General features: G+C 62.7%; 13 protein-coding genes and 1 pseudogene. 9 read left to right on the forward strand and 5 right to left on the reverse strand.

The genetic code is table 11. The features are described from left to right. A pseudogene (locus FS320_RS29515) lies at positions 1–142 on the forward strand (ATP-binding protein); the annotation flags it as partial. 97 nt (positions 143–239) lie between these two features. Next, positions 240–560, forward strand: a complete 321-nt coding sequence (locus FS320_RS29520) for a hypothetical protein (RefSeq protein WP_152715823.1) — start codon at positions 240–242, stop codon at positions 558–560. Between the two features lie 163 nt (positions 561–723). Here the strand turns inward: FS320_RS29520 and FS320_RS29525 are convergent, their stop codons facing one another. Beyond that, complete coding sequence (locus FS320_RS29525) at positions 724–1,224, reverse strand: single-stranded DNA-binding protein (RefSeq protein ID WP_152715824.1); 501 nt, start codon at positions 1,222–1,224, stop codon at positions 724–726. A 256-nt stretch (positions 1,225–1,480) separates the two neighbouring features. Between FS320_RS29525 and FS320_RS29530 the strand changes: the two genes are divergently transcribed. Beyond that, a complete protein-coding gene (locus FS320_RS29530) occupies positions 1,481–2,290 on the forward strand; it encodes a class I SAM-dependent methyltransferase (RefSeq protein WP_152715825.1) in 810 nt (269 codons plus the stop codon). Between the two features lie 72 nt (positions 2,291–2,362). On the opposite strand, the gene FS320_RS29535 is transcribed toward FS320_RS29530, so the two are convergent. From FS320_RS29535 to FS320_RS29545, 3 genes are read right to left on the reverse strand one after another with little or no spacing between them, the layout of a single operon-like run. Further along, a complete protein-coding gene (locus FS320_RS29535; protein ID WP_152715826.1) occupies positions 2,363–2,638 on the reverse strand; it encodes a hypothetical protein in 276 nt (91 codons plus the stop codon). Between the two features lie 27 nt (positions 2,639–2,665). Next, entirely contained in the window at positions 2,666–3,079 is a 414-nt protein-coding gene (locus tag FS320_RS29540) for a hypothetical protein (RefSeq protein WP_152715827.1), read from the reverse strand. Between the two features lie 5 nt (positions 3,080–3,084). After that, the gene (locus FS320_RS29545) at positions 3,085–3,699 is read right to left on the reverse strand and encodes a hypothetical protein (protein WP_152715828.1); all 615 of its coding nucleotides are present in this window, start codon (positions 3,697–3,699) and stop codon (positions 3,085–3,087) included. Positions 3,700–3,989: 290 nt separating this feature from the next. On the opposite strand from FS320_RS29545, the gene FS320_RS29550 reads away from it, so the two are divergent. The 4 genes from FS320_RS29550 to FS320_RS29565 all read left to right on the forward strand — a co-directional run bounded on the left by FS320_RS29550 (position 3,990) and on the right by FS320_RS29565 (position 8,304). Continuing rightward, complete coding sequence (locus tag FS320_RS29550) at positions 3,990–4,286, forward strand: hypothetical protein (protein WP_152715829.1); 297 nt, start codon at positions 3,990–3,992, stop codon at positions 4,284–4,286. Next, positions 4,283–6,118, forward strand: coding sequence for an AAA family ATPase (locus FS320_RS29555; protein WP_152715830.1), 1,836 nt, complete (start codon positions 4,283–4,285; stop codon positions 6,116–6,118). The genes FS320_RS29550 and FS320_RS29555 overlap by 4 nt, the downstream gene beginning before the upstream one ends. Continuing rightward, a complete protein-coding gene (locus tag FS320_RS29560; RefSeq protein ID WP_152715831.1) occupies positions 6,115–7,116 on the forward strand; it encodes a metallophosphoesterase family protein in 1,002 nt (333 codons plus the stop codon). The genes FS320_RS29555 and FS320_RS29560 overlap by 4 nt, the downstream gene beginning before the upstream one ends. Before the next feature lie 201 nt (positions 7,117–7,317). Further along, a complete protein-coding gene (locus tag FS320_RS29565) occupies positions 7,318–8,304 on the forward strand; it encodes an IS481 family transposase (protein WP_152715832.1) in 987 nt (328 codons plus the stop codon). Here FS320_RS29565 and FS320_RS29570 read toward each other — a convergent pair. Continuing rightward, a complete protein-coding gene (locus FS320_RS29570; protein WP_152715833.1) occupies positions 8,301–8,951 on the reverse strand; it encodes a hypothetical protein in 651 nt (216 codons plus the stop codon). The genes FS320_RS29565 and FS320_RS29570 overlap by 4 nt on opposite strands. 360 nt (positions 8,952–9,311) lie before the next feature. On the opposite strand from FS320_RS29570, the gene FS320_RS29575 reads away from it, so the two are divergent. Together FS320_RS29575 and recD2 are read left to right on the forward strand one after the other, a co-directional pair. Next, complete coding sequence (locus FS320_RS29575; protein ID WP_152715834.1) at positions 9,312–9,977, forward strand: trna delta -isopentenylpyrophosphate transferase; 666 nt, start codon at positions 9,312–9,314, stop codon at positions 9,975–9,977. A gap of 106 nt (positions 9,978–10,083) precedes the next feature. Then, the gene (recD2, locus tag FS320_RS29580) at positions 10,084–12,000 is read left to right on the forward strand and encodes an SF1B family DNA helicase RecD2 (protein ID WP_244627472.1); all 1,917 of its coding nucleotides are present in this window, start codon (positions 10,084–10,086) and stop codon (positions 11,998–12,000) included. The last annotated feature ends 59 nt before the right edge of the window (positions 12,001–12,059 follow it).

A 12,059-nucleotide genomic window follows, 5' to 3' on the forward strand; every position in this document is an offset into this window, starting at 1 on the left:
GAACAAGAGCATCCGGGAGTGGACCGAGCTGCTGGCCGGCGACGAGGTGCTGGCCACGGCCATCCTCGACCGCCTGCTGCACCGAGCGCATGTTCTCAACATCAAGGGGCGCAGCTATCGCCTGCGGGATCTGGAGGAGGCTCTCCAGCGGGCTCACGCTTGAGCCGTCGTAAAACTGGATGTCGCCTTATCTCGTAAATCTCGGTGTCGCTTGACACCTGCCGCCCCTTGGATTTCCGTTGTCGACCTACCGCTGGGGCGTCGTGGTGTTCGAGGCGATCGACATCGATCCGATCGATGAGCCGTCGACAACCGGGCTTTACGCTCACGTGCACGGTGATCCTTCACGCTACGTCTGGGCCCATTGGCGGATGCCGACGCTGCAGGAAATCTACCGCACCAGACCGGTTCAGGCCGAAGAGGATCCGGACGCCCGGTCCACTCGCGGCTGGTGGTGGGCGAACCGCGACGAGCTCCAGGAGCGAGCCCGGAAGCTGCGCGAGGTGGAGCGGGCTCAGCGCTCGCGGCATATGACGCGAAAGATGTCGGTCGGGTTTTGAGAAGCCTGCTGGCAGCTACAAAAAATCCGGGCTCGACGCCCGGATTTCGAGAGCATGGATTCTCGTGTCGTCTAGCGCATCGTGCGGAACCGGAGGTCCGTGTCAGCGAAAAGTCGACCCGGTTTCCCGCGCTGAACGATGCGCCGCTTAAGGGATCGGGGCTCTAGAACGGAATGTCGTCGTCGAAATCGCTGTGCCGGGAACCGCCGGCCGGCTCTGGCCTGCGTTCCATCGGTGACGAGCGCCCGAAGTCTCCGCCTTTGGCGACCTGACCCGGCTCCTCGTCGCCATACTCCGATGCCCCGCCGCCCTGGCGGCTGTCGAGGATCGTCAGCTCGCCGCGGAAGCGCTGCAGCACCACCTCGGTGGAATACTTCTCCTGGCCGGATTGATCGGTCCATTTCCGCGTCTGCAACTGGCCCTCGATGTACACCTTCGAGCCCTTCTTCAGGTACTGCTCCGCCACCCGGGCCAGGTTCTCGTTGAAGATCACCACCGAGTGCCACTCGGTCTTCTCCTTGCGCTCGCCCGTGCCCTTGTCCTTCCAGGTCTCCGACGTGGCAAGGCGCAGGTTCACCACCGGCTCCCCGTTCGACAGACGCCGCACCTCCGGGTCCCGCCCCAGATTCCCAACCAAAATCACCTTGTTTACGCTTCCAGCCATGACGGCCTCTCCACTTCATCTCTCCTGAACGGCTGAAGCATCGGGGATGCCACACGTTTTCAGGTCGGTTGCACATTCCTGCCCGGTGAGAGGCATCGCCTATTGTTCTATCTTTGTTCCACGTGAAACACAAGGTCCCTGGGTGGCCCGGTCCGTTTCCGGCGAGGGAATTTCTCGCCCGCGAAGCATCAGCGCACGAGTTGTCTGTGAAGTGCCATGAGGGCTAAAGGTTACGGCTCGGCTTCAGGAGTCTGGCATGACCGATGAGATCTTGGATGAAGCGGCTGTCGCGGCCGCTTGGGACCGGAACGCTGCGACCTGGACTCAGGAGGTGAGGGCGGGGTTCGATTTCTACCGTGAGCTTTATACGTTGCCCGCTTTCCTCGACTTCGTTCCCTCCGTGAACGGACAGCGGATCATCGATTTGGGCTGCGGCGAGGGCTCGAACACACGCCGCTTCGCGAAGCTCGGTGGAATGATGACCGGTGTCGATCTGTCCGCTGAGATGATCAGGCATGCCCGCCGGAAGGAAGAAGAGGAGCCTCTCGGCATTGCGTATGAGGTCGGCTCGTTCAACGAGCTCTCGCCCTTTGCGGACGGGCAGTTCGACTGCGCCGTGTCGACCATGGCGCTCATGGACGGGCCGGACTTGCCAGCCGCGATGCGGGCTACGTCCCGGGTTCTGAAGCCGAGCGGCACTCTGTGCTTCAGCGTTCTTCACCCCTGCTTCATCACACCTGCGATCCGGTGGCTCACGGATGAGGAAGGATCTCATCTCGGTCTTCGGGTCGGCCGCTACTTCGAGAGATCACCCTTCGTGGAATATTGGCGTTTCAGCCGACGCCCGAATGCGACCATGCTTCAGCCCAGTGAGGAGCCTTTCGAGGTGCCGCGCTTTCCGCGCACTTTGTCCGACTACATCAATGCCGTCAGCGAAGCCGGATTTCGAATTGTGAAGATTGAGGAGCCGCGTCCGAGCGAAGAAATGGCGCGTCGATATGATTGGCTAAACCGCTGGTATCAGCATGCGCCGCTCGTGCTGTTCATCTTGGCCGTAAAGGCCTAAGCGACGGTCACGGGACTGATGGCCGATACAAGAATAGCGGTGACACGGTCACCGCTATTCTAAAAGTGAAGCTTACTCGGCAGCTTGCAGGTACACGACCTTCGACTGCTCGCTCTGCACTTCGCGCAGGGTGCGCGCCATGTAATTCAATTGCTCGATGGCCTTGTTGAGGTCGAGCTTGGTGCCTTCTTCGAGGTCATAGGCCTTGCGACCGCGATAGAGCCGGTTGACCTGACTCTCCATCTCGGCAGCAGCCTCGCGGATGCGGTGGACGAGGTTGTCGGCAATGACATTGGCGTTGTCATCGACAACGCAGAAGCCGACATCGCTTGCGCGGACCTTGGTCATGGGGTGATACCTCTTGTTGTTTCGTCTTTAGGCGACGGCCCGCTGTGCATGCTCTGCGTAGACGCCGAGCCGGCGAGCCAGGGAATGCTTCGTCACGGGTCCCACCCAAGGCAGCGCTGCAAGGAAGCGCATCTTATCGGGACTTGCGTTGTACTCGTCGAACAGTCGCTCACGCTCGCGCCAGATCATGTCGATCGCCTCAGCCTTGGCAGGATGGCGAAATCCAATCCGGGCCGTTGATCCCAGGCTGAGCGCGCGCATGCAGCGCTCGAACGTGCGGCGACCGACGCTTGGCGTCACGCTCGCATGACAGATTGCGTCGATGACATGCTGTGCAAATTCATCCGCCGTTTCAGGCGATGTTGTCTCCGCTCCGGAGATATCTTCCTGAAAAGCATTCGCGCCATACCGCATTGTCTCTTCAAGTCCGAAGCTCGGCATTCATCTCACCTTATGTTCCAGGCGGCCTGCAGCAGCCGAACAAGCTTTGTCCCTGTCTTTCCAATCCGGCGCTGCGCTCGCCATGGAAGGTCGGCTTCTCGCGCCAGGCTCAGGCGTTCGGGACGGGGACGCGGGGTTTTCAGAAACAGGCGCGCGCCCGTTTGAGGGCGTATGCGCCAGGCATCGTCCGGGCTCTGAAAACCTTGACCATTCAAGGGCTTCTCCGAAGAGCGCGGCTCGATGAAGATGGGGTTCGAGCCTTGCGGATGCAAGGTCCGCGGGATGAGCGGAACCGGGTTGGAGCCCCGGTTGGATTCTCTTGCAACCTTCGGCCAGGGGGAGATCTCGCAGCGCGCCATCTTGAAGGTTTGCGCCAGCTCCGCACCTGTCGTGACACCAAAGACGGACGCTGCACGGGAGAAGGCTTCGGAGAACGGTTGCATGGCACACCAACTCTTCTCGGCCATGTGCAGCGGCCACGTCCACAGACCATCCTCCCGGCGCTGGCCGAGGCTCTCGCGGTCGATGAAATAACCGGTTCGCTTGTGCTCAAGGCCGCTCTCGATCACGAGCCATTCCTCGTTCTCGAAGATCGGTCGTTCATCCGTCATGGCGGTCATCGCAGGATCCTTTGCGGCGGTGAGGCGCGGCTGCCCTAATGGCGTCACATCCACAACGCATACAGGGGATGCGAACAAACCAAGAACATACTCCCGAGGGCCGCTGTGTCAAGCAAAGTCCGCGGTTTGGGACTGTAATCTTGGAGTAACCGATACTATGTGGAGGGTCGGATGCCAGGATTGAAGAGATTGCGCTTATTCCCGTCCAAAAAGAGGCAAAGTCGTTGCGGCGAAATATCGCTGGCGATACCTGAAGCTCGACCATTCCAGCACAGCGGATTCGCCCCCTCATGACCAATCTGACCCGACTCGAAATAGACCAGCTCCGGCGCCTGGAGGAGATGCGCAAGACCTTCGACAAGCTTCGGGCGGAGCGGATCCGGGCCGAGGGCGAGGTCGAGCGCCTGACGCGCGAGCTCGAAGACGCGAGGGCGCTGGCCTTGTCGGAACTGGGCACGGACGACGAAGGGCAGATCCAGTCTTTGATCGAGCAGGCACAGGCTAAGAATGCCAAGCTTGCCGAGGAATTTGGCGCGTCGCTGCGCGAGGTCGAGACGCGTCTGAGACAGCTTGGAGACGAGCGTTGATCGGACATTCCATCGATCATGACGTCACAGGGGCGCAAGGGTCCCTCGCGCGCTTGGAGGGGCGGCGCGATGCTCTGCGGATACGACGCGAGGAGCTGACGCGTGAGATCGAGCTCGCCAAGGGACGACTTGCCGTCAAAGATGAGGTGGAGGCCTTCATCGAGGCCGTCCACGGCTCTGCCAGCCGCCGCAGCCTGTCCGCATTCGAAACCCTTCTGACCGCATTGGTGCAGGAGGTTCTGCCGGGTGAAAAGCCTGTGGCCTTGGACCTCTCGACCGAGCGCGGCCTGGCCTCGCTCGATATCTGCGTGCGCCGTCCGGACGGCTCCCTGGAAGATGTGCTGGAGGACAACGGCGGCGCGCTGACCAATGTGGTCGGCATGGCGCTGCGGCTGATCGCGGTGGTCAAGGCGGATGTCGCCCGCTTCCTCGCCCTCGACGAAGCGGATTGCTGGATCGCGCCGGATCGCGTCTCGTCCTTCTACCGGGTGCTGGAGGACGGCGCGGCGCGTCTTGGCGTGCAGTGCCTCGCCGTTTCACATCACGACCTGTCGCAATTCTCCGGCAAGTTCCACATCGCCCGCATCGTCGGCGAGCCCGTCTCCGGCGTCGATGTGCAGTCCTCCGACACCAGCGCCGCGTGGGACGACGTGCAACCGGGCTTGCGTTTCATTCGGCTCGCCAATGTGCAGGCGTACAAGGACGCGACGCTTCCCTTGAGCCCCGGCGTGAATGCTCTGATCGGCCCGAACAACCGCGGCAAGTCGACTTTCATCCGTGCCTTGCGCGCCGTGTTCTATGGTGAAGCCCGCGATAGCCTCGTGCGGGCGGGCGCGAAGGCGGCAAGCGTCGAGATTGGGGTTGCCGGACGCCGGACACTGCGTTTCACGCGTCAGCCCCGTCGATCGCCCGTCAATATCTGGTCTCTGCATGAATCGGATGGCTCCATCGTCGAGGAACGGGGCATGCGCTACGAGACCGGCGGTCGCAGTGTTCCCGATTGGGTCGCCGATCTCATCCGCATCCGGAAGGTGGAAGACCTCGACGTTCACATCGCGCATCAGAAGTTTCCCGTCTTCCTTCTCGGGGAGACGCCGTCCCGCCGCTCCGCCGTTCTCTCGATTGGGCAGGAAGCGGGCTACATCCGCGATATGCTCGTCATCCATCGCGAGCGCTGCCGGCGGGACAACGATCTCGTGCGCAACGGCGAGCGGGAATTGATCGCGCTCGGCGAGGCTCTCGAAGGGCTGAAGGACCTCGACGGTCTCAAGGACAGGCTGTCGGCCATCCGCCGCCTGGGGGACGATCTCAAGGACGCTTCGGCCCATCTTCAGACGCTGCAGCAGTGTGCATCGCAGCTCGCCGATCTCAATCGCCGCTTGGAGAAGGCACAGGCGCGGGCCGAGATCACGGCAAAGCTCCCCGAGGCCGAGCAGCTGGCCCATCTCACGCGCATGGTGGAGCGCTCGCGCGAGCGCGAGCGGTTGGGAGGACGCGTCATCGGGCTCAGTCATAGCCTTGCCTGGAGCAGGGCGCGGCTCGCGGCGCTGCAGAGCCTGCCCGAGGCTCTTCCGACCCTTGAAAACACTTCGTCGGCACAAAATATCCTGAAGCGCATGAACGATCTCCGCTCTGCGGCTCTGATCGCGCAGAGCCGGATCGCGCAGGTCGACGAAGGGCTGACATCCCTCCAGGCTGAAATGGCGCAGCTCGTCGAGGAAACCGGTGGGCTTTGCCCCACCTGCGGCGCGCCGGTGAAGCCTGAGAACCTGCTGGACCATCACGCCCATCCCTCGCTTTCTTCTACGCCGTCGGAGCGGCTGACCGCATGATCCTGTCCGGAGACCGTCTTCCCGCGATTCAGTGCAATGGTGTCCTCGTCATCGGGGATCCGCATGTCGGCTCGAGGCGCCCAGGGCGGCGCAAGGATGCCGTGTGGCCGCAAGCCGTGCTCGGCAAGCTGGAGCGCTGTGTCGCCATTGCCAACGAGCGGCAGCTTGCCGTCGTGATCCTGGGCGATCTGTTCGACCGGCCGGTCGAGACCGACGAGGCGCTCAAGAACCAGCTCATTCGCGTTCTGAAGGGCTTCCGGCATCGTCCCATCGTCAATGTCGGCAATCACGACATCCAGCACACGATGCTCACCGACAGCGACTCGCTGGCGCTGCTGGGCTTGTGCGACGTGGTCGACGTGGTCGCCACATCGGCTCCCGTGACCGAATTTCAGATCGGCGCGCGCAGTATCGGCATCGGCATGACACCCTATGGCCAGACGATCCCGACCGATGCGCGCGGCTCCTTCGCGGGTGTCGATCTTCACGCATGGTTCACGCACCACGACATCGCCTTCGACGGCGGCTATCCGGGAGCGGTGCCGCCGTTTGCAGTCGAGGGCTGCGATGTCCTCATCAACGGGCACATCCACAAGACGCAGAAATCCGTTCTCGCCGGGCGGACGCGCTGGATGAACCCCGGCAACATCACGCGCCAATCCGTCGATCTCGTGGATCATGTTCCCCGCGCCTGGATCCTGGATGGCAGCGGTGCATTGGAGCCGCAGGCTCTGCCGTTCGAAAACAATGTCTTCGATCTCACGGGGCGCGTGGTCGAGGCGGCTGACGGTTCCGATGTGGCGCGGGAGGTGGAAAGCGCCTTTGTCACCTTGCTGCAGGCGGAATCCTCGACCGAACTGAAGCGGAGCGGCGACGGTTCGATCGTTCGCGACGAGATCGAGGCGAAATTCGCCGCCGACGACACGTCGGATGCCGTGCGCGCCATCGTGCGCTCGCTTCTCGGCGAGGCGGTGGAGCGTCACGCTGCGCAATCCTAGGGCTGTTTCCGCCAGCGTGGAATCATCTCTGCCCCTTGCGGTGCCGCATTTTTAACGGCGAGGCGGATCCACCTCGCCGAAAGATGCTCTAAGTTGTTTGGTAGCGGAACGTTGTTGGGACCGGGTGCGTTGGGCGATTGAGAACTATACTTGGCGCTTCGATGGCTCGCGGCGCCCGCCGCGGGCCTGGTGGAGGATCTGATGCACTCCCTTCATCCCCAAGCCCGCACCACTCCAGCCGTTCGCCAGGAGATCGCCCGCTCGACCGAGCCCACCGGGGTGCTGGCCCAGCGCTTCAGTGTGAGCACCGAGACCGTCCGCAAATGGCGCAAGCGCGGAGCCCAGGACTGCCAGGACCACTCCAGCCGGCCGCACAAGCTGCCCTGGAAGGCGACCGCGGAAGAGCGCGCCATCGTCTGTGCCCTGCGCCAGGCCACCGGCTTTCCGCTCGATGACCTCACCTTCATCGTCACGCACTTCCTGCCGCGTCTCAACCGCGATGCCGTCTACCGCATCCTCAAGGCGGAAGGCCTCGGGCGGTTGCCGCCGGCGCAGCAGCGCCAACGCAAGAGCGGCACGTTCAAGGACTACGACCTCGGCTTCATCCACATCGACATCAAGCACCTGCCCAAGCTGGAGACCGCCAATGGCGAGCGCCGCAAGCGCTTTCTCTATGTCGCCATCGACCGCTGCTCACGGTGGGTGCACCTGGCCGTCTACGACGACGAGCTGACCACCAGCGCAGTCGCCTTCCTGAACGAGGCGGTCCGCGCGTTCCCCTTCAAGGTCACGCACATCCTGACGGACCGAGGATCCTGCTTTACCGCCGATGGCTTCGAGGAGGCCTGCCGGAGGTTGAAGCTGGAGCACCGCAGGACCAAGCCGTATACACCGCAAACCAATGGTCTCGTGGAGCGCTTCAACGGGCGGGTGCAGCGCGAGGTGCTCGGGATCACCATCTATAGCCATCACGACCTCGAGACGCTGCTCAAGGGCTTCAATCAGGCCTATAACCGAAGACGCCAGCGCGTGCTCAAGGGCGCCTCGCCCGAGCAGGTTGTGCGCAACCGCCTGGCTGCCGAGCCGAAGCTCGCCAACCGCCGCTACAAGCCGCCCGATTCAGACGCGTTGCCGCCAGCCCTCCAAGTCGTCGCTGCCGCCAAGGAGGTCTCGCATCCAGACAACTAGAACGCGAACGGATCGGTGTAGGGCAGGCGGCGTCGGCGCACCTGTGTTTCCGGCAGGATCGGACGACTGGTGTCGACGGCGATCAGCCCCTCGCACGCCAGCGCCAGAACGGCCGCCACACCATCCTGCGTATTCATGACGGCGCTGGCGCAATCCACCAGTCGCATGGTGCCCATCTCGTCGAGCTGATGCAGAACCCGCACCCGGTCTCCCGCGGTCACGGGCGTGCGCTTGCAGGCCATGATGAGGCGCATGGTCGTGAAGCGCGGCTCGGCCCGGATGCTGGCGGCCGTTTCAATCAGGAAAGGGCGGCCGTCCGAGGAGGTGATGCCATGGATTGCGGCAGCGCGCAGGGGATGCTGCAGCAGGTCGTCGTCGGTCACCACATCGACCAGATAGGCGGCGCCATCCTTCACGATCTCGAAATCCGCAACGTGTGCGATGGTCTCGTCCCCAACGGTGAACTCAGCCGGATCGGCGGGCGCGCGCAAGGACTCCATCTCGGCGTCAAGCTCGCAGAGCGCCAGGTAGTCGGCAATCAGGGCATTGCGCGTGAGCGGCGTAGACGGGCGCTTCTGGGCCCGGCGGGTTCCTGGACGCCGGGCGGGGCGCCGGTCCGAAAGGTCGAGGAGCGCTTGCGCGGACATCGGAGCCTCCAGCTTGGCTTTTCAAGGATTGGGCAGGCCGCCTGACATTCCGGCAGCTTTTCGCCTGTAGTATTATGAGAACATATATAGAACAATACGATAGGAGTCAAACTTTAAACGGCTCCCGAACCGGGAGCTTTAGGGCGCCCTCTCACGGCCTCGCTTCGTGCGCTTGAGACAAAATGGCACACGCGTTAAGTCTCTGATTAACAATAGTTTATTGCCTCGCCTCGTGGAGTGGAAAGTGGACCGGGAGCCTCAAATTTGCTATAGAACAAATAACGAACGCGCCGGCCGGGATAAGGCTGCGACAAGAGAGCGTGACCGATTCACGGGCTTTTGAGAAAGTTAGGATTGAGGATGAATACGACTGACAAAAAGATTTCCGAGGTGCTTGGGAAATTCGGCGAGCCGATGGCCGGGAATGTCTGGCGCGTCCAGGGAACGGCCGTCATCTATCACAAGACCCTGGAGCGCATCGCCGCCCAGGCGAAGGTCGTCTTTGACGAACCCAAGATCATTCGCGCCGAGCGCGACGAGGCCGTCATCCAGGTGACGGGCCGCATGGGCGAGCGCGTCGAGTGGTCGATCGGCGAGGCGCTGATCGGCGTGAACTACCGCGTCTCCGGCAAGCAGGCGGCCTATGTCTACGCCATGGCGGAGAAGCGGGCGAAAGATCGCGTGATCCTCAAGCTCATCGAGCTGCATGGCTACGTCTACTCCGAGGAGGAAGCCGACGAGTTCAAGCAGGGCCGCCCGGGCTATGCCGACCCGCATGTGGAGCTCGAGAAAACCGAGCCGCAGAAGGGCAAGGTTGAGGCGGCTGCCGCCGATGGCAACATCGAGGACGACCTGAAGGCGAAGATCAAGAAGTCCAAGACTATCAACGCGGTCACGGACCTGATGCTCCACGCCGACACGCAAAAGGTGCTCGCCGATCTGCCGGAAGGCATCCGTGACGAGATCCGCGACTTTGCCAAGGCGCGCCTCGTCGAACTCGGCTGGCCGACCAAGAAGGCAGCCTAAATTTTGCTGCGATCATGGACGAGACGGTCTCACCGTCTCGTCCATTCTTAATTCTCGTCCACTCTCGGTTCTCATGGCGTCCCGGCGCTGGTGGTCTCGCTGATCGATGCCGAATTCCTCCGCCATCACTGCTTCCGACCAGGACGCCCTGTCCCTCTCCGAACATCTTGTCGGTTCCATCGAGCGGGTGACGTTCCACAATGACGAGACCGGCTTCTGCGTATTGCGCGTCAAGGCGCGCGGGCACCGCAAGCCGGTTGCCGTTGTCGGCCATGCTCCATCGGTCGCCATCGGCGAAGTCGTCGAGGCGACAGGCGAGTGGCTGCACGATCGCAATCATGGGGTTCAGTTCCGGGCCGGTGAGCTGAAGACCTCGGCTCCGACGACGGCGGAAGACCTGCAGCGCTTTCTCGGATCCGGTCTCTTGAAGGGCGTGGGCCCTTCCGTTGCGCAGCGGCTCATCGCTTCCTTCGGTTCGCGCATTCTCGACGTCATCGAGAAGAAGCCGCATGAGCTGACGCGCGTGCACGGCATCGGCATGGCGAAGGCTCTGAGCATCGGCGAGGCTTGGGCCGAGCATCGCACCCTCAAGGACATCGCGGCGTTCCTGAACGCACACGGCATCGGCGGCTTCCTGCTCACGCGCATCTACCGCGCCTATGGCGTCGGGGCCATAGACATCATCTCGGCCAATCCCTACCGGCTTGCTCTCGACATTCCAGGTTTCGAATTCGCTCTGGCCGATCAAGCGGCCATGCAGCTCTCAATCGAGCCGACGGCCGAAATACGATTGCAGGCCGGGCTCGCCAGTGTTCTGTCCGAAGCCGTAAAAGAGGGACATTCCGGCCTGCCGGTCGACGAGCTCCTGCAGCAGGCGAGCATTCTGCTCGAAGTGTCAAAGGCTCAGCTGGCGCCCGTGCTCGATGCGCAATGCGCGGCGGGCCAGCTTGCTGCCGATGAACTCGATGGGCACCGCTGCATCTTCCTCAAGAGCCTCTACGGCGCAGAGCTTTTCATCGCACAGCGCTTGAGGGAGATCGCGCAAGGGTTCCATCCCTGGCGCGGGCTCGATACCGCACAGGTGATTGTCGAGGCGGAGGCTGCCACGGGCGTGTCCTACTCGGTCAGCCAGCGCGAGGCGCTCATAGCCTCCTGCCGGGCAAAGGTGCTTGTCGTCACCGGCGGCCCCGGTGTCGGCAAGACCACGCTCATCCGGAGCCTGACGCATCTCTGTGCTAAGCATGAGTTGCAGGTTGCTCTTTGCGCACCGACCGGACGGGCTGCGAAACGGCTGGCCGAGAGCACAGGCTTTACCGCCAAGACCGTGCACCGGCTGCTCGAAGCCTCCGAGGGTGGGTTCCGGCGCAACGGCAATGCGCCGCTCGACTGCAATCTCCTCGTCGTGGACGAAGCCTCGATGCTCGACATCCGACTCACGGCGGCGCTGTTGCGCGCTTTGCCGAATGAGGCCTGCCTGCTCCTCGTCGGCGACGTGGACCAGCTTCCCTCCATTGGGCCTGGACAGATTCTCTCCGATATCATCGCGTCCGGCGCCGTTCCGGTCGTGCATCTCCGGGAAGTCTTTCGGCAGGAGCGGGAGAGCCGCATCATCACGGTGGCGCACGCCATCAATCGCGGCCTCGTGCCCGATCTGATGCACCAACCGGATTCCGACTTCTACTTCGTGGAGGCGGATGCCCCGGCGGACGCAATGGCCAAGATGACGATCCTCATGCGCGATCGCATCCCGAGAAGGTTCGGTCTCGATCCCGTGCGGGACGTCCAGGTCTTGTGCCCGATGAACCGCGGGCGGCTCGGCACGCATATGCTGAACGCTGAATTGCAGCAAATCTTCAATCCGCCGGGACCCGAGAGCCTGCACCGTGCCGGATGGGTCTACGGTCCCGGCGACAAGGTCATGCAGGTCAGGAACGACTACGAGCGCGACGTCTATAAGAGGCTGGTGAGCAATTTTATTACTCGCTTCAAGTGCTTGATTTGGAATAGCTTTCGTGAAGATTGATGAGGCGGATGCGGGGTGTGCAACGGTTGAGGAGCCCCGCTATGGATACTTGTCTCTAT

The sequence above is a fragment of the Microvirga tunisiensis genome (assembly GCF_009296175.1).
GTDB classification, from domain to species: Bacteria; Pseudomonadota; Alphaproteobacteria; order Rhizobiales; family Beijerinckiaceae; genus Microvirga; species Microvirga tunisiensis.

Excerpts from the sequence above, each read along its gene's own strand:
- FS320_RS29525 (WP_152715824.1), bottom strand. The coding sequence starts at position 1,224 with ATGGCTGGAAGCGTAAACAAGGTGATTTTGGTTGGGAATCTGGGGCGG.
- FS320_RS29535 (WP_152715826.1), bottom strand. The coding sequence starts at position 2,638 with ATGACCAAGGTCCGCGCAAGCGATGTCGGCTTCTGCGTTGTCGATGAC.
- FS320_RS29570 (WP_152715833.1), bottom strand. The coding sequence starts at position 8,951 with ATGTCCGCGCAAGCGCTCCTCGACCTTTCGGACCGGCGCCCCGCCCGG.
- FS320_RS29565 (WP_152715832.1), top strand. The coding sequence starts at position 7,318 with ATGCACTCCCTTCATCCCCAAGCCCGCACCACTCCAGCCGTTCGCCAG.
- FS320_RS29540 (WP_152715827.1), bottom strand. The coding sequence starts at position 3,079 with ATGCCGAGCTTCGGACTTGAAGAGACAATGCGGTATGGCGCGAATGCT.
- FS320_RS29560 (WP_152715831.1), top strand. The coding sequence starts at position 6,115 with ATGATCCTGTCCGGAGACCGTCTTCCCGCGATTCAGTGCAATGGTGTC.
- FS320_RS29545 (WP_152715828.1), bottom strand. The coding sequence starts at position 3,699 with ATGACCGCCATGACGGATGAACGACCGATCTTCGAGAACGAGGAATGG.
- FS320_RS29575 (WP_152715834.1), top strand. The coding sequence starts at position 9,312 with ATGAATACGACTGACAAAAAGATTTCCGAGGTGCTTGGGAAATTCGGC.
- FS320_RS29550 (WP_152715829.1), top strand. The coding sequence starts at position 3,990 with ATGACCAATCTGACCCGACTCGAAATAGACCAGCTCCGGCGCCTGGAG.
- FS320_RS29530 (WP_152715825.1), top strand. The coding sequence starts at position 1,481 with ATGACCGATGAGATCTTGGATGAAGCGGCTGTCGCGGCCGCTTGGGAC.
- recD2 (WP_244627472.1), top strand. The coding sequence starts at position 10,084 with ATGCCGAATTCCTCCGCCATCACTGCTTCCGACCAGGACGCCCTGTCC.